The sequence below is a fragment of the Neorhizobium petrolearium genome, from assembly GCF_017873175.1.
In the GTDB taxonomy this organism is placed as follows: Bacteria; Pseudomonadota; Alphaproteobacteria; order Rhizobiales; family Rhizobiaceae; genus Neorhizobium; species Neorhizobium petrolearium.
In genome coordinates this window covers 42,970-58,731 of record NZ_JAGGJW010000013.1, presented here as the reverse complement: position 1 = coordinate 58,731, position 15,762 = coordinate 42,970, and the positions used below count along the sequence as shown (strand labels likewise).

Here is a 15,762-nt window from a genome sequence, read left to right as displayed (position 1 = left end):
CACTAACGTACGAAATGGTTCCGAGATCAGCAGAACCAGCGGCGCCACTGGCCCTCTGCCTACCAGCGAAGCCAGCGCCGCCCTGAAACATAGCCTAACGAGGTCATGATAGCGATTGCTATCATATACCAACTCCCCACAAACAGGGGGCTGTCATCAGGACAATGCCAGGCATAAATGGCAGCCCCGATCCCTCCCGCTGCCAAACCCGCGACCGCTCCGGCGAGACCTGGGTTCTCCGGGGCGCCATGCTTCAACGCCCAAAAGAATGCCATAAAGGGTGTCAGCGACAGAAGCGGGATGAAGACCAGGCAGAAGTTTGAATACCGCCCGATCATGCTCGCTTTCCAAGCAACCGCAGGCAGAACGAACAGTTCGGCAAGGATACCGGCCAAAAGCAGGACAAGCGGCAGGAAAAATGCAAGCACATGCGGCTTGATGGCAACGCCAGGCCTTCCTATCCTGAAGACCAGGTTGCACCCGACTATCGCCAGGATCAACGTCAAGGCGATCTTGAAATCGACGCGGCTCGTTTGAAGCGCCTCCACCATATTCGCCCGAATCCCGACGGTCGAGACGAGAACAATCGCGGACACCGAAGCTCCGATCATCAGCGCCGCCATCAACGCTCGGCCAAGGCGAACGCGCACCGGAGCGTCCTGCGCCAAGAGACTGATCAAATCATCGGTATTCAATCCATTCACTCCACTCTGCCTCGTTATCAACGAACGACCTGATGCGCTCACAGCGGTCAAGATCCGCACCAACTTCTTCTCACAACGCCGCAGCTAATCAGCAGAAATGTAGCCAATCAGCGCCACACGAGCCAATGGCCCGATTAGGCGCGCGGATATCGTCATTCGATATATCCCTCTGCAGAACAACGCTCCGGCTATTGCTGGCAACGCTGAAGTGCAATTTCAAGCCTGAGACGTCTGATCATCTGCTGATATTCCTCGAGCCGACGCGCCGCCTGCCGCACTTCGGCAAAGTCTGCCGGCCAAACCTGCCAAAGGATCAGCTCGAACCGCAGGTCCCTGACAGGACTGGGTCGAAACCGCCCCCATAGCTGAATGATGCGGCTTCCGCGATGACACTGCAAAACAGCAGCCCCTTGGAAATCCTCCACGGGATCGAGGGCATGGGCAGGATTGAGGAGTAAAGCCTTTCCGCCATCCGCTCCAAGAAGGACAAGTTTTCTCGTGGAATGATTGTCACCGGTGCCGGCAGGATCGCGCAGCCGTGCCTCCAAGGTCGTTCCGGCGGGCAGCAGGATCGACAGTTCCGGCGTGATCATCTCATCCCATACCACGTCGTGCCCATCGGAACGATGTTGCGTGTCGTCAACTCGGCGAAACGGAAAGTGCTCATCACTCTTCCTGACATCCATCCGATCGGCTCCTGTTGTTGATGCATGTGGCCGGGCAGTCTGTTGAGCCTAGTTCGCCCAGGATAACCGCTTCGTTACATCCGCGTTCAAATTTTCGTTGGAGGACTCGGTCGCGATCGCCCCGGCAGAAAAGTCATCGCCTGATGTAACGAACTCGGTGGCGAACCCGTAGAGGCCGTTATCGGTGCCAATCCGACAGCCGTTGCTTCCGGAAATCTTCCCCGTTCGCCGGCTTCCCCAAGGAGTCTGACATGAATCGCGATGCCTATGATCTGATCACCAGCAGCGACAGCGCCGAAGCCCGGCGAGCTTTCGAGCAAGCTGTCTATGGTCTTGCAACGCACCGTCCGAGCACGGGTGCATCGCTGCAGGCAACGCTTGCCGCCGATCCCGATCATGTTGCCGCACACGCGCTTACCGGTTTTGCAAACCTCATCCTTGCTCGCTCGGAACTGGCCGCCAGCGCCGAAACAGCGCTCGCCGAAGCCCGAGCCGCACTGACAAGGAAGAACGGCGGAACGGCAGACGAGCAGATCCTCGTGAAAGCTTTGGCTACAGCCAACCAGGGATCGTTTTCCGGCGCCGTAGATATGCTTGATCGCGGCTTTGCCGACCGCCCGGCGACTTTCCTTCCTTTCAAGCTCTCACACGCCCTTCGCTTCATGCTCGGTGATGCCGCCGGAATGCTGACGGCGAGTTCACGAGCGGTAGATAGCCTTGATTCAGCAAGCCTTTCGGCCGGCTTCGTATTCGGCTGTTATGCCTTTTCGCTGGAAGAAACCGGTCGCTATGAGGAGGCCATGAAAGCGGGGCGGAAGGCGGTCGCCTTGCAGCCGGATGATTCCTGGGGCCTGCATGCGGTTTCGCACGTCTTCGAGATGCGCGGACAAACACAGGAGGGCGTCGATTGGCTCGAAAGCAGTCGAAGCGCCTGGTCGCGCTGCAACAATTTCTCCTTCCACATGGCTTGGCATCTCGCTTTGCTTCACCTCGAACGCGGCGACCATGAGCGTGTCCTTCAGCTCTACGACGATGAAGTGCGTCCCCAGCAGACGGATGATTTCAGGGATATGGCAAATGCTGTCTCACTCCTGTGGCGATTGAACCAGATGGGTGTTCATGTGGGATCGCGCTGGCATGACCTCGCCGGCATCGCCCGGGCAAGGCGGTGGGACACGACCCTCATCTTCGCAGCTCTTCACAATCTCGCGGCACTGGTCGCGATCGGAGATAGGGTTGGCGCGGCCGAACTCGTCACGGAGATAGAGGAGAAAGCCACGGGTACCGGCGACCAGGCACGGGTTGCAGCCGAAATCGGCGTGCCGATGGCACGCATGCTCGCGGGACTCGGCGCCCCGGCCGACAGGCAGATGCTCGATCGGGTGATTGTCAATCTGCCAAAGATCGGCGGCAGCAACGCACAACGCGATTTCTTCGTCCTCGCGCTTGCAAAGGCGGTCGGCAGCCGTGGCGACAACGCAGGCATCTCCCGAATCCGTCATATGCGCAGGCATCTGAAAGCGGAGGACCGCCTGATCCGCTCGATCGAGCAATCCGCCGGAATGAGGCTGTCGGCCTGACCTCAACACAACATACGAGGATGACTGAAATGACCATGATGGAAATGCAGAAACCCAGCATATTCCCGGCAATCGAACCCGGCCTTGGAAAAGCTATTGTCGTGTCCGGCCTTGCTGCGGACATTGCCTGGGAAGTATGGGCGCGCCTGATTACGCCTTTGCTCGTCGGCGGCCCCCTGGAGCCCGCAGCACTTGTGCAAACGGTCTTCGGCTTCAACAATCTACTTCTGGCCGAGGCGATCCATGCCATAGTCGGCATCGTGTTTTATCCGATCGGCTATCTTTTCATCGCCCGGCCCCTGCAACGAATCGTTCTCCCGCGGCTGCCCTTGCTCCTGACCGGCATCGGCTTCGGCGTCGGGCTATGGGTGTTTGCGCTCTTCGTGATGGCCCATCTCATCGCCGGACTGCCAGCTTTTCTTGGTTTCATTCCGCTGACCTGGGCTTCGCTCGCCGGGCATATCATCTTCGGCGTCACCGTCGCCTATACCATCCGGGCGTTTGGAAGGTGACGGGACGATTGCTCGACCTTTGCGCATCGATATCGAGGGGGGGATCGATGTTCCGGCGCTTCCTCGCGGCAGCCCTCTGTCTCGGTGCGGATCCGGGGCTTGCTGGCTCGTATTGCGGCGGAGACGTCGCATGCACGGTGGACGGCGGCAACTACCGCATCGAACTGCCCCAAGATGGCGACGTAAGGGGCGCCTACGTTTACTTCCACGGCTTCAAGAGTTCTGCAGAATTGCAGATGCGACAGCGTTCTCTCGTGGATACGACACTTGCCCATCATCTCGCCTATGTCGCGGTCGACGGGCTTGCCGGCGGCTGGTCGTATCCAGGCGCACCAAGGCGCGACCGCGACGAAAAGCGCTTCATCGGAAATGTCTTGAACGACCTCCAGAACAGGCACGGCTTTACGCCGAAAAAAGTGATCGTCGGCGGCTTCTCCGTCGGAGCTTCCATGGCGTGGTATACGGCCTGCGAGCAGGGAGGCCGGGTGGCCGCCATGGTGACGTTTTCCGGCGTGTTCTGGGACCCTCTGCCCCAGGCAGCGGACTGTACCAGCAATCTCCCGCCGATGATCCACTTCCACGGAACGGCGGATAGAACTTTTCCGTTGGCGGGTCGGGCGATCGCGGGGACTTTCCATCAAGGTGACGCACTCAAGAGTGTTGCAATTTACCGCGAGAGGGCCCGGTGCGATCTGCCTGCCGCTCACAAGAGCATGATCGACGGTATCGTCTGCGATGCCGTCCCTGGCTGTCTGCGCGGCGAGAGCATTCTTTGCATTCATGACGGCGGGCATGAGGCCCGGCCTGATCTTCTGGATGCCGGGCTGACCGCCCTCGGCTACCCGAAATAAGCAACCTGCTCCGGAAAGGGCAAACAGTTTCGGGGCGAGGCCAATCCATTAAGCGTGAGATAGAGATGTTCGATAATCAGGCGAAAGGTGGTAGCACGAGGGTGGCGGACACGATCGCCCGCGCCTTGCATAATCATGGCGTCAGGCACGCTTTCGGCATGCCGGGCGGAGAAGTTGTGACGCTGATCGACGGGTTGCAGAAAGCCGGCATCGCGTTCCATCTTGCTCGCCACGAAACGGCGGCTGCGATCATGGCCTCCGGGGCGAGCGTGATTTCCGGGAAACTGCAGATGCTGGTGACGACGGTCGGCCCGGGTCTTGCCAATGCGGTCAACGGCATTGCCGACGCCGCCCAGGAGCGTGTCCCGTTGATCGTGATCTCCGGCATCGTCGATCGTGCCACGCGGGCTCGCTACACACATCAGGTCATCAATCACGCCCAATTGCTGCAGCCTCTGGTGAAGGCATCCTTCGAGGTCGAGCCGGAAAGCGCCGCCTCGACGGTCGCCCGCGCCATTGCGCTCGCAATGGCCGACCCCATGGGGCCGGTTCACCTGGATCTTTCTCCGGCCGTCGCGGAAATGACGGTGCAGGAACCGTTCTCGGCCGCCCCCCCTCAGGTGCTGCGGCCGATGGTGACGACAACTGATCCCTCCATCATGGCGCTTTCAGACCGCTTCAAACGCGCCGAACGCCCCTTGATCGTCGCCGGCTTTGAAGCTGCCCGCAGGGGTGCTAACACAGCCGTGCTTGCCTTGGCGGAGGCAACCGGTGCACCGGTGATCACGACCTACAAGGCAAAGGGACTGATACCGGAAAATCACCACCTTTCGCTTGGTGGCGCGGGGCTCTCGCCACGGGCCGATGCCATTCTGTTACCGCTTGTGGCGAGCGCCGACCTCGTGCTTGCCATTGGCTATGATCCGATCGAGATGCGCCTCGGCTGGCTGGATTTCGTCAAGGATGCGACCAAGCTCGTGGAGATTACCGGAACGGCACCCGATCACGCCATGCACCATGCCGGCACACGCGTGGTCGCGGATATCGCGCGGTTCGTTGGCATGCTGGCGCATTCTGCGACGCGGCGGAGGACATGGGTACGGGACGAACCGGCTTTCGCCAAGGCAAAGCTTCGTAGCCTCTTTGCAGGAAGGGACGACTGGGGTCCTCATGCGATCATTGAAACGCTGCAATCCGAAATCCAGGATGACACCATCGTCACCGTCGACAGCGGCGCCCATCGCATCCTGCTCTCCCAGCAATGGGTGGCGCGTCGGCCGTTGACGCTGCTCCAATCCGCGGGTTTCTGCACCATGGCGGCTGCACTGCCACTCGCGATCGGAGCGAAGGTCGCAGCTCCGGATCGTAGCGTGTTTGCCGTCATGGGCGACGGCGGGCTGGAGATGGGAATAGGAGAACTCGCTACCCTGCGCGACCTCGGCCAACCGATCACCATCGTGCTTTTCCAGGATCAGAGCCTTGCGCTCATCGCCTTGAAACAGGCCGCAGCAGGTTTGGCTCCCGCGGGCGTAGCTCTGGGGCTTACGGATTTTGCCGCAGTAACAAAAGGCTTCGGCGGCTACGGTATCAATGTGGAGACGATCAATGACTTCCGTAACGAGCTTACGGCGGCAAGAACCCGCGCAGGCTTCACCCTCATTTGCTGCCGGTTCGCCGCAAGCGCATATGAGGACGCCTTCTAAGATCGCCTCTGCCGGTACGGCAGCGCCTCCGGTCAAGCGTCAGCGCGACCTGCGGCTGGATTTCTTCCGCGGCGTCGGCATGCTGATCATCCTGATAGCCCATATCCCCTACGATGGCTGGGCATTGTGGATTCCTGCCCGCTTCGGCTTTTCCGATGCAACCGAGATGTTCGTCTTCCAGTCTGGAATGGCCTCCGCGATCGCTTTCGGCACCACCTTTGATCGGGCTGGGACCATAGCTCTCGTGGCAAGGGTCGCGCGACGCCTGTGGCAGATCTATTGGGCGCATATTTCGGTTTTCATCGCCGTTGTCGCATTGATGGCAATAGCGGGAACGCGCCCGGATGGCGTTTCCTATCTGGACAGCCTGAATCTGCTGCCCTTCATCCGCGATCCGGGTTCCCTTCTGGCGGCGCTGCTGACCCTGCGCTACGTGCCGAACTACTTCGACATCCTGCCAATGTATATGGTCGTTCTGGCGCTCCTGCCGGTAATGCTGCTGGCAAGTCGTATCAGTAAAATCCTTCCATTCGTGCTGATGATCGGGCTTTGGCTGGCATCGCAATTTGGCTACGCCAGCCTTTCTGCCGAACCGTGGTCCAACCGTCCCTGGTTCTTCGATCCGTTTGGCTGGCAACTTATCTTCTTCACCGGCTTTTTTCTGATGCGCGGCACATTGCCCGCGCCCGGTTATGATCGGCGCCTCATGTTTCTGGCCGCGGCGGTCGTCCTCATCACCATGCCTTTCGCCTGGGTACATTTTTTGGAGATGCATCCCTTCTTCCGCGGCGTTGCGGACTTCATCACCCCTCTCACCGACAAAACCCGCTTCGGCATTCTGCGGTTCGTACACTTCCTGGCGCTCTGTTACATCGCAGTTCACATCGTCGGTGAAGGAGGATCGCGGCTGCACGGTCCGGCCGTGCGTATTCTCGTCGTCGTCGGCCAGCAGTCACTTGCCGTTTTCGTCACCGGCATGGTCATCGCACAAATAATAGGGATTGCTCTTGATCAGACAGGCCGCACGGTCTTCACAGAAGCCGCCGCGAACCTGTGCGGCTTCAGCCTTCTGATCGCAACCGCCTATCTTGTTCGGTGGTTCAAGAATTCCCCCTGGAAGTCTTAAAAGCGCGTGTCCCCTTCCCCATCCCGAAGTCTGACGAAACATCGCGCGCCGTACGACTCTGGTAGTGTCGGCAATCATGACGTCGGTTTGAGCCCTTCAGCGCCGACGGTAAGCCCGGCGGAGGCGACAGCCGATGGCCCGGAACTGGCATAACCCGTTGCCAAGGATGCCACGGTCTTCTCTCCTATGGTGCGAAAGAACACAGGCGCACTTTTCGCATACTTGCATTCATGTCTTCGAAATGCTGAATGTTGCCGAGGTCCTCAAGCAATCCACCGGAGGTTCCATGGACACGCCTGCGATCCGTCTGACAGAACTCGCCCACGGTGGAGGTTGCGGCTGCAAGCTCGCACCTTCGGTCCTGCAAAGCTTGCTTTCTGCCCAACCGGCCGTCCAACCTTTTGCTCAGCTCCTCGTCGGGAACGAGATGGCTGATGACGCGGCCGTGTGGCAGGTTGACGATAACACCTGTGTGATTGCCACGACCGATTTCTTCATGCCGATGGTCGATGACCCGCGCGATTTTGGTCGGATCGCAGCGACCAACGCCATTTCCGACGTTTACGCAATGGGTGGTAAACCGATTCTGGCATTGGCGATCCTTGGCATGCCGATCAACAAGCTTGCTCCGGAGATCATTGCGAAGGTCCTGGAGGGGGGCGCTTCGGTCTGCGCCGAGGCGGGTATCCCTGTCGCGGGTGGTCATTCCATCGATTCCATTGAACCGATTTACGGGCTTGCAGTCATTGGCATCTGCCGCCCGGATCAGGTTCGCCGCAATGGTGGAGTGAAACCTGGAGACGCCTTGATCCTGACCAAGGGTATCGGCATCGGCATCTATTCGGCGGCAATCAAGAAGAACGCCCTGCCGCCCGGCTGCTATGAGGAGATGATCGGTTCCACAACACTCCTCAACCGCATCGGCGCGGACCTCGCCACCGACCCGGACGTCCACGCGATCACGGACGTGACCGGTTTCGGCATCCTTGGCCACGGGCTTGAAATGGCGCGTGCTTCCAACCTGTCCTTGGTCCTGAAGCTTTCCTCAATTCCTTTCCTGTCGCAGGCGAAGGCGCTCGCAGAACAGGGTTTCATCACAGGTGCCTCCGGCCGCAACTGGACGAGTTACGGCGCCGATATCGGACTTCCCGAGGGCCTGCCCGACTGGCAACGCCTGTTGCTTGCCGACCCGCAGACCTCAGGCGGTCTTCTGGTCGCATGCGCGCCAGAAAAGGCTGAGGCACTGGTCGACAAGATCCGCCTCGACGGTTATCCGCTTGCGAGCATTATCGGAACCGCGGAAGCGGGTGCGGCCGGGATCAAGGTCGTTCCCTGATCGCGATCGCTGCTTGGAACAAGCGGACCCGAACGTCGTTGGTGAACGATGAAAAGGAGATCGCCATGCGAAACCCGACAATCGTCCCCTTTCCCACGCTTGCTACAGTCGCCTTCTGCCTGCTGAGTTCCATGTCAGAGCCGGCATCGGCGCAGACCGCAAATGAAAAGGTCAATTGCACCACGGCTGCCGGCAAGGCGGAGCCGGCAACGGCACCCGACCGCGGGAGCGCCGACGGCACCGCGCCCGGCAACAGCGGATCGACTGGCTGGACCGGCGGCACGGGCGGTGCGTATATCGGCACGAATCCTCAAGGAGCGATCCGCGGTTCGACGACCTGGCAGCCGCCGACGGCGCGCGGCCTCGATCTTGCCATGGCTCCCGAAACCCCGGCACCGGCAGATTGCTGAATTTGGTCACGATTGCCGTGATGATTGTCAATTCTGTTTGCAAACAGCGAACATGGCTGTAATGCTTCTCGGGGAGCGAGTGATCGTGCCGCGATCAAACGGGAGTTTGGATCATGCTGAACCGCCGCCGATTTCTGACAAACGCCGCGACTGCTACCCTGGCGACCGCCTGGATCACACGAGGAGCGGCGGAGGCCCGTGCCGAGGAAACCACTCGGACCGATGCCGGTTGGCGCACTTTCGACGTTTCCACCAAGATCGACCTCCAGCGGACTGAAGGCCCGGCGCAACTCTGGCTGCCGGTCATCCAGTCCGCCGGTGATTACCAGAAGGCGGAGATGCCGCGTTGGGAATCGAATAGCAGCGACATCCGCATCGAGAAGGATCCTGCCTCCAATGCTGACATCCTTCATGTCACTTGGAGCGGCGAGCCGCAGCGTACGATCGACGTGATTCAGCGCGTCGCCACCCGCAATCGCGCTACTACGGACCGGGTTTCCGCAACGGCGGAGGAACTCGAACACGAGTTGCGCGGCACGCCCAGCATGCCGGTGGACGGCATCGTCAAGACGACCGCGATGCGCATCGTCGAGGGGCGCGACCGCCCAGAGGATCGCGCCCGGGCGATCTATGACTGGGTGATCGACAATACCTTTCGCGATGCCAACATCGATGGCTGCGGTGTCGGCAATGTCAAGGACATGCTGGAAAGCGGCTATTTCGGCGGCAAGTGCGCCGACATTTCCAGCCTGTTCGTAGCGCTGGCACGTGCCGCCGGCCTGCCCGCCCGCGACGTGTTCGGCATCCGAGTTGCCGATTCGGCAGATTTCAAGAGCCTCGGCCGTTCCGGCGACGTTACCAAAGCGCAACACTGTCGCGCCGAAGTCTATCTCGACGCCCATGGCTGGGTCGCGGTCGATCCGGCGGACGTCCGCAAGGTCGTGCTCGAGGAAAACCTGCCGCTCGACAATCCCTCCGTCCGGGCTTTCCGCGAAAAGGCCTATGGCAACTGGGAAATGAACTGGGTGGGATACAACACGGCCCGGGATTTCGTTCTGCCCGGAGGAGACCTGCAGCAGGGCTTCCTGATGTACCCTGCCGCGATCACCTCGCGTGGCGAACTGGATTGCCTCAGCCCGAAGACCTTCGCCTATTCCATCACCTCGAAAGAGGTGACAGCCTGAATATCGGATTGGCGATCGCGCGCAAGGTGAACCACCAGCGACCGGCTCAGTGCGGCTGGATTTCCTCGATCGTCAGCCTCAACCCATCGGCGTTGAAGAACTCTCCATCACGGATCAGGGATCGGTCCTCGTTGAGCTTGCGGACCAGCGAGGAAAGCCTCGCTTTGGCCTCCCGGTCCTCCACGAGACCTTCTCGGCCAGCCCGATAGAAGACGACGCCAGACCATTCGACGCCGGCGCTGCTGAAAAACTGCATCATGTCCGGCCAGCGCAGCTCGTCTCCGACGACGTGAAGATAGGCCGAACGCAGCAGATCGACGCTGGTCTCTCCGACCCGTACCAGTACGAAGAGCATGGTGAAAGATCCCACCTCTCCGTAAGTCGCGACCACCCAATCGTCGAAGTCGGTTTCCTGGGACTTGAGGATCACGAACGGCCTCCTGATGGCGGAAGAGAATGGGAGTCGAACCCACCCAAGACAGCCTCGCTGCCCCACCCGGATTTGAAGTCCGGACGCCCCACCGGGGACGAATCTCTTCCTTCAACTGCCTCAGGAGCAGGCCCGCCATAGAGGTCGAGCCTGTGCGGATTGACGCGACGGATATCACCGCGCCGAAGCGTCACCCCTTGACGATCGAAAAACTCGAGGATTTCGATCGCGACCTTTCTACCGTTGTTGACGCGGTCGCGGAAGAGACCTGCGGAAAATTCCCCCCGCTCCGCATTGGCCGCGACATCCTTGATGATCTCGACCATTTCTGCCGTCGTCTGACGGGTGAAGAAGTGGTCATGCCGGATCTCGTCGACGCGGCCAAGCCGCACACAGAGCTTCAGGACGCGACGGACCTCCCGTTCGTCGACGCCAAGCATTTCGGAGAAATCGCGCACGCGAGGCGGACGGAACCTTTCCTCCCCCTCGAGATGCGGGAGGATCTGCGCATAGAGTTCCTCTTCCTTTTCACTCAGCCGGACTTCATGCCCGGGCAGCCGCACGAACGCGCCTTCCAGCACCAGGCGTCCCAGCGCCTGCTCGGCCCGGAGCGTCACCAGAAAGGCTGGCGCCGGAAGCCGTGGCGTCACCTGCAGCCGCAGGCGCTCGCGGCCAATCCCCTGCAGATCGGGATTCTCCGCATGGAAAGCGGTCAGCACCCGCTGAATGTCATCGGAAAAGCCAGCACGTTTGTTTGCCGAGAGCGCATAACGTGCCGAAGCACTTTCGATGACCTCGGCCGCCGCGAACCTGATCGCGGCCTGCAATTCCTCTTCCGACAAGGCCCTGTCGCGGGCAAAGACATCGAGTTCGACCAGAAAAGGCGGAACGTCGAGCAAAGCCGCAAGCGCACCACCGGCACGAGGCAGGGAGGCCGCTTTCAGGAACTCCAGTCGCTCGGGAGACCGCCGCTTGCGCAAGGGGGCCCTGAGATCGACAAGCCGCCCGCCGCCGATCGTGCGCTGCGCCGAAACATCCCGCAGGATGAAGCGGTCGCCGATAGCCGCAGCGATCGGACGGTCAAGGACGAGTTGGACCCTACCACTCCCGCCCGGCGGCACCGGATTTTCGAGCGGCACGATGCGGACGCCGGCCTCGGCGCTGCCGTGATGGAAACGGGCGGAAAACCATTCGCCGATCGGCTTCGGCTCGCTTTCAAGCACCGAAAGCTCCGCATCGATGCGATCGGCCGGCGCATGCAGATAGGGATCGACGGTCATGTCGCCGCGGGTGATGGCATCCCTGGAAATCTCTTCTCCCGCCAGATTGAGAGCGCAACGCTGTCCGGCAAAGCCGCGCTGGGCCTGCTGGTTCTGGGCATGAAGAGATCGTATGCGCGCAGTAAGGCCCGATGGTGACACCACAACCTGATCGCCGATGCCGACGGAACCCGAAAACACGGTCCCGGTGACCACTGTACCGGTCCCCGGAAGCGTGAAACAGCGATCAACAGCGAGCCGGAAGCGACCATCGACACTCGATGCGATCGTCGCCCCTTCGGCCACCGCCAGCCGTTCCTTCAACAGCTCAATCCCCTGTCCGGTCGTTGCGGAAACGGGAAGTATCTCGGCCTCCCTGAGGCTCGTCGACGAGAGCATTCCCCGTATTTCCGCCGTCAGGCCCTCAAGGCGGGCAGGATCGGCAAGGTCTGCCTTGGTGATCGCGACGAGCCCGCGAGAGATGCCGAGCAAATCGAGGATTGCCAGATGTTCGAGCGTCTGCGGCTTGATGCCGTCGTCCGCCGCAACGACCAGCAAGGCATAGTCGATACCACCGGCACCGGCGAGCATGGTATGGATGAAACGTTCATGGCCGGGTACATCGACGAAGCCGGTAACGGCTTCCTCTCCGAAACGGGCATACGCGAAGCCGAGATCGATGGTGATACCCCGTGCCTTCTCTTCCTTGAGGCGATCGGTATCGACGCCGGTCAATGCCTTGACGAGCGTTGTCTTGCCATGGTCGATATGCCCCGCCGTGCCGACGATCATGACGCCTCCTTCGAAAACGGCTCTGCGGCACGGCGTTCCGCTTCCTGGATTTCCGTTGGCGAAAGCCTGTCGCGAGCCGGCCCGATGAAGGGCTTTGCCAGCGCGCTGCCCGCGTTCGTCGCCCGGATCAGCCAGGCCAGGGCTTCGACCCCATTGCGCGTGGTCCCGGCTCCCATGTGGCAAGCCGCCCCCAGCATCGCCTGCGCATCGGCATCCCCCCTTTCCGCCCCCTTCCGCCACCAATGGACGGCCTTTTCGGGATCGCGCTGGACGCCGAGCGCATTATGATACAACATACCGAGCCGCGTCATCGAAGACGCGATGCCGGCTTTCGCGGCACTTTCCGCCCAGCGCCGCGCTTCGGCCGGATCGGCGGTCATGACCTCGCCTTCCAGCAGCATCCAGCTCAGCATGTCCTGGGCCGGCGCATCACCTCTTTCGGCCGCGCGCCGGTAGTATTCGGCTGCGATGCCATAATCGGCGTCGGTGCCGCTGAGCCCTTGCATGTGGAAGGCGGCGTAGTTGCGCTCTCCGACCGGATCGCCGGCATCGGCGGCTAATTCCAGCCATTTGAGCGCCAGTTCACGATCCCTGGGCACACCGAGCCCTTCGGCGAAACAGGCGCCGATATTGTTCTGCGCACGCGCCACGCCGGCACGCGCCAAAGGCTCCCAGATCCGCAACGCCGTTTCATAGTCTCCTGATTTGGCTGCTGCCAGCGCCTCGGCCATCGGATCGGCCTCAGGCGCCGCCCCGGACTTGCGGCCTCGAATACGATCAAACCACCGCATGGCCAGTGCCCTCGGACAGGCTTTCCAGAAGCGCAGCGTCATCGGACAAGCAGCGCAGGTCGAGGATCAGCGCGCCGTCCTGCAGCCGCCCCAGGATCGGGCGGGAGAGAGACCGGAACAAGGTGGCCAGCGCCTCAAGCGCACTTCCGCTGGACGCCGTGATCCTGAGTCCTGCGCTCGGGATCGTATCCACCGGAAGCGCGCCCGAACCGATCTGGCTCGCACAACGGCAGACCTCCACCGCGTAACCGTTGCGTGCCAGAAGCGCTTCCACTTGCGGAGCCAGCTGCTCCGCCTGCGACCGCACCTCCGGTTCCCGCCGCGACAGCATGCGAAGCGTCGGCAGGCGAGAGGCCAGTCGATCCGGATCTCGGTAAAGCTTCAAGGTCGCCACCATGGCTGCGATACGGATCTTGTCGACACGTAGCACCCGCTTCAGCGGGTTGCGGTTGATCTCGGCGATAAGGTCCCTACGGCCCACGATGAAACCCGCCTGCGGACCACCGAGCAGCTTGTCGCCCGAGAACGTGACCAGATCGGCACCCTCGGCAACCGCCTCGCGCACCGTCGGCTCCTTGCCGAGACCGTAGCGGGACAGGTCGACCAATGTGCCCGAACCCAGATCGTTGAGGAGCGGCACTCCCGCCTCATGGGCGATTGCCGCAAGCTCGGCACCCGGAACTTCCTTGGTGAACCCTTCGATTCGGTAGTTCGACGTATGCACCTTGAGGATCAGGGCCGTTTCGGGACTGATCGCCTTGATATAATCCTTCGCATGGGTGCGGTTGGTCGTGCCGACCTCGACGAGATCTACGCCGGCGCGCTCCATGATATCCGGCATGCGGAAGGCGCCACCGATCTCGATCAGTTCGCCGCGCGAGACGATCGCCTGACGCCCAGCGCCGATGGCATTGAGCGCGATGAGAACAGCCGCGGCATTGTTGTTGACGACAGTCGCATCTTCCGCACCCGTCAGTTCGCAAAGCAGTTCACGCAGATGACTGTCGCGCTCGCCGCGCCGGCCGGTGTCGAGGTCGAATTCCAATGCTGCTGCTTCCCGCATGGCGTCGATCGCGGCCGCAATCGCCTCCTCGGCAAGTAGCGCCCGACCGAGATTGGTGTGCAGCACGGTACCGGTCAGGTTGAAGAGCGGGCGAAGGTTGGAGCGGTCTCGATAGTCGAGGCGGCTCACCAAAGAGGCGAGGATGCCTTCCTCATCGGGCAATACACCGCCACCGCGCACGGCAATGCGGATTTCGCCGAGTACCGTGCGCAGCTCGTCCGTCACCACGGTCCGGCCATGCCGCTCGACAAGCGGCGAAGCGGCCGGCGCTTTCAGCATCTGATCGACGGAGGGCAAGGCTCGCAGATCGGCAGGTCCCGACATCGGATCAGTAGCCCATCAGGAATGGATCGAAACCTGCACGCTTGTATTCGGTGTCCTTCATCAACAGGTCGAGTCCGAGGCTTGCGACATCGTCAGCGACGACTTCGAGCGAAGGATTCTTGTTCTGGTAGAGAATCTTTATCCAGCTGTTGCAACTGTCGCAGACCTCCGCCTTGATGGTCGCCTCTTCATCGCCGGTTTCGACGGCGCGGTAGCCAATGCCTTTGGTGGAGCCGCAGGCAAGACATTTGATGCGAACTTCGTTCCACATCGTGGTGCATGAGGAACAGCAGGCATAGCGTGCACCTTCCGCTCCATGGAAACCGATGACCATGGAAGCGACAGGTTTGCCGCCGCAGGTGGGACAGACGCCGATGCGGATCGGCACGAGCCTGCTTCCATCAAGGCCGGCGGCGAGGCGCGCCGCGTGGATCTGGATCGCCGCAGCAATGTAAAGATGATGAGCCAGGCTTTCGACCGGCAGGTTGTCGGCCACGACATTACCGATCATCCAGCTCAATGTCTCATCGTCGGCAGCGCGAACCTGCGCAAGCGCTTCTGCGGCGACAGGAGGCTTCTCCAATCCTTCCATCCGTTCCAAAAATTGCTGAAGCACCTGCCGGCAATCCGGTGACGAGGCCATCGCCAAACGATCGATCGGTGGCATGGCATTCGCACGCGCTCGCTCTACCTGATCGGCGGGGATCGGCTCAAGCGGAGACAGGGTGGATGCCAGCTCGCTCTGGATCTGTGCGATTCCTGCCAGGAATTTGAGATAGGGAGCGAGTCGACTGCCTTCGGCGAGAACCTCGAAACGATTGGCGCGCTCCCTGAAGAGGCGCACCGGGTTGGGCATCAAGGCAAACGGAGCCTTGGAAACACCACCGATCATCGAAGGATCGGGCTGTACTGGGGATACGGACATTTCACCTCGCGGGCCGACCGGCCACAGCTCTTGTTCTGTCACGCATATTGCCGAAAACCGCGTCACGCTTTTCGGAATGCGCTTCC

14 protein-coding genes, 1 tRNA gene and 1 pseudogene are annotated in these 15,762 nt (G+C 61.2%); 8 read left to right on the top strand and 8 right to left on the bottom strand.

Features of this window, described 5'->3' with window-relative positions; all coding sequences use genetic code 11:
• Positions 1-59: 59 nt before the first annotated feature.
• Positions 60-764 (bottom strand): DUF1109 domain-containing protein, encoded by a 705-nt coding sequence (locus J2046_RS23475; RefSeq protein ID WP_325169780.1) that lies wholly within the window; start codon positions 762-764, stop codon positions 60-62.
• 128 nt (positions 765-892) lie between these two features.
• Positions 893-1,390: a hypothetical protein gene (locus J2046_RS23470; protein ID WP_210056010.1), complete on the bottom strand. Its 498-nt coding sequence runs from the start codon at positions 1,388-1,390 to the stop codon at positions 893-895.
• Positions 1,391-1,641: 251 nt separating this feature from the next.
• On the opposite strand from J2046_RS23470, the gene J2046_RS23465 reads away from it, so the two are divergent.
• From J2046_RS23465 to J2046_RS23430, 8 genes are all read left to right on the top strand, one after another.
• Complete coding sequence (locus tag J2046_RS23465; protein WP_210056008.1) at positions 1,642-2,970, top strand: tetratricopeptide repeat protein; 1,329 nt, start codon at positions 1,642-1,644, stop codon at positions 2,968-2,970.
• Between the two features lie 29 nt (positions 2,971-2,999).
• Positions 3,000-3,482: a hypothetical protein gene (locus J2046_RS23460; protein ID WP_210056006.1), complete on the top strand. Its 483-nt coding sequence runs from the start codon at positions 3,000-3,002 to the stop codon at positions 3,480-3,482.
• Positions 3,483-3,529: 47 nt separating this feature from the next.
• A complete protein-coding gene (locus tag J2046_RS23455; RefSeq protein ID WP_210056004.1) occupies positions 3,530-4,333 on the top strand; it encodes a CE1 family esterase in 804 nt (267 codons plus the stop codon).
• Between the two features lie 65 nt (positions 4,334-4,398).
• On the top strand, positions 4,399-6,036 hold the full coding sequence (locus tag J2046_RS23450; RefSeq protein WP_210056002.1) for a thiamine pyrophosphate-binding protein: 1,638 nt from the start codon (positions 4,399-4,401) through the stop codon (positions 6,034-6,036).
• The gene (locus J2046_RS23445) at positions 6,020-7,162 is read left to right on the top strand and encodes an OpgC family protein (RefSeq protein ID WP_210056000.1); all 1,143 of its coding nucleotides are present in this window, start codon (positions 6,020-6,022) and stop codon (positions 7,160-7,162) included. The genes J2046_RS23450 and J2046_RS23445 overlap by 17 nt, the downstream gene beginning before the upstream one ends.
• A gap of 286 nt (positions 7,163-7,448) precedes the next feature.
• Positions 7,449-8,498: a selenide, water dikinase SelD gene (gene selD, locus J2046_RS23440; RefSeq protein ID WP_210055999.1), complete on the top strand. Its 1,050-nt coding sequence runs from the start codon at positions 7,449-7,451 to the stop codon at positions 8,496-8,498.
• Between the two features lie 65 nt (positions 8,499-8,563).
• Positions 8,564-8,908 (top strand): hypothetical protein, encoded by a 345-nt coding sequence (locus J2046_RS23435; RefSeq protein WP_210055997.1) that lies wholly within the window; start codon positions 8,564-8,566, stop codon positions 8,906-8,908.
• A gap of 113 nt (positions 8,909-9,021) precedes the next feature.
• Entirely contained in the window at positions 9,022-10,092 is a 1,071-nt protein-coding gene (locus J2046_RS23430) for a transglutaminase-like domain-containing protein (protein ID WP_210055995.1), read from the top strand.
• Positions 10,093-10,138: 46 nt separating this feature from the next.
• Here the strand turns inward: J2046_RS23430 and J2046_RS23425 are convergent, their stop codons facing one another.
• From J2046_RS23425 to fdhE, 6 genes and pseudogenes are all read right to left on the bottom strand, one after another.
• Positions 10,139-10,522, bottom strand: a complete 384-nt coding sequence (locus tag J2046_RS23425; RefSeq protein ID WP_210055993.1) for a hypothetical protein — start codon at positions 10,520-10,522, stop codon at positions 10,139-10,141.
• A 14-nt stretch (positions 10,523-10,536) separates the two neighbouring features.
• Positions 10,537-10,632 (bottom strand) — tRNA-Sec (locus J2046_RS23420).
• Positions 10,633-10,698: 66 nt separating this feature from the next.
• A pseudogene (selB, locus tag J2046_RS23415) lies at positions 10,699-12,573 on the bottom strand (selenocysteine-specific translation elongation factor); the annotation flags it as partial.
• Positions 12,570-13,364: a tetratricopeptide repeat protein gene (locus J2046_RS23410; protein WP_210055990.1), complete on the bottom strand. Its 795-nt coding sequence runs from the start codon at positions 13,362-13,364 to the stop codon at positions 12,570-12,572. The pseudogene selB and the gene J2046_RS23410, both read right to left, overlap by 4 nt.
• Positions 13,351-14,751 (bottom strand): L-seryl-tRNA(Sec) selenium transferase, encoded by a 1,401-nt coding sequence (selA, locus tag J2046_RS23405; protein WP_210055989.1) that lies wholly within the window; start codon positions 14,749-14,751, stop codon positions 13,351-13,353. Before selA ends, J2046_RS23410 begins: the two co-directional genes overlap by 14 nt.
• A gap of 4 nt (positions 14,752-14,755) precedes the next feature.
• Entirely contained in the window at positions 14,756-15,676 is a 921-nt protein-coding gene (gene fdhE / locus J2046_RS23400) for a formate dehydrogenase accessory protein FdhE (RefSeq protein ID WP_210055988.1), read from the bottom strand.
• Positions 15,677-15,762 lie beyond the last annotated feature (86 nt).

What these genes read in the sequence shown, in the direction of transcription:
- J2046_RS23470 (WP_210056010.1), bottom strand. Translation starts at nt 1,390, where the DNA reads ATGGATGTCAGGAAGAGTGATGAGCACTTTCCGTTTCGCCGAGTTGAC.
- J2046_RS23465 (WP_210056008.1), top strand. Translation starts at nt 1,642, where the DNA reads ATGAATCGCGATGCCTATGATCTGATCACCAGCAGCGACAGCGCCGAA.
- J2046_RS23460 (WP_210056006.1), top strand. Translation starts at nt 3,000, where the DNA reads ATGACCATGATGGAAATGCAGAAACCCAGCATATTCCCGGCAATCGAA.
- J2046_RS23455 (WP_210056004.1), top strand. Translation starts at nt 3,530, where the DNA reads ATGTTCCGGCGCTTCCTCGCGGCAGCCCTCTGTCTCGGTGCGGATCCG.
- J2046_RS23450 (WP_210056002.1), top strand. Translation starts at nt 4,399, where the DNA reads ATGTTCGATAATCAGGCGAAAGGTGGTAGCACGAGGGTGGCGGACACG.
- J2046_RS23445 (WP_210056000.1), top strand. Translation starts at nt 6,020, where the DNA reads ATGAGGACGCCTTCTAAGATCGCCTCTGCCGGTACGGCAGCGCCTCCG.
- selD (WP_210055999.1), top strand. Translation starts at nt 7,449, where the DNA reads ATGGACACGCCTGCGATCCGTCTGACAGAACTCGCCCACGGTGGAGGT.
- J2046_RS23435 (WP_210055997.1), top strand. Translation starts at nt 8,564, where the DNA reads ATGCGAAACCCGACAATCGTCCCCTTTCCCACGCTTGCTACAGTCGCC.
- J2046_RS23430 (WP_210055995.1), top strand. Translation starts at nt 9,022, where the DNA reads ATGCTGAACCGCCGCCGATTTCTGACAAACGCCGCGACTGCTACCCTG.
- J2046_RS23410 (WP_210055990.1), bottom strand. Translation starts at nt 13,364, where the DNA reads ATGCGGTGGTTTGATCGTATTCGAGGCCGCAAGTCCGGGGCGGCGCCT.
- selA (WP_210055989.1), bottom strand. Translation starts at nt 14,751, where the DNA reads ATGTCGGGACCTGCCGATCTGCGAGCCTTGCCCTCCGTCGATCAGATG.
- fdhE (WP_210055988.1), bottom strand. Translation starts at nt 15,676, where the DNA reads ATGTCCGTATCCCCAGTACAGCCCGATCCTTCGATGATCGGTGGTGTT.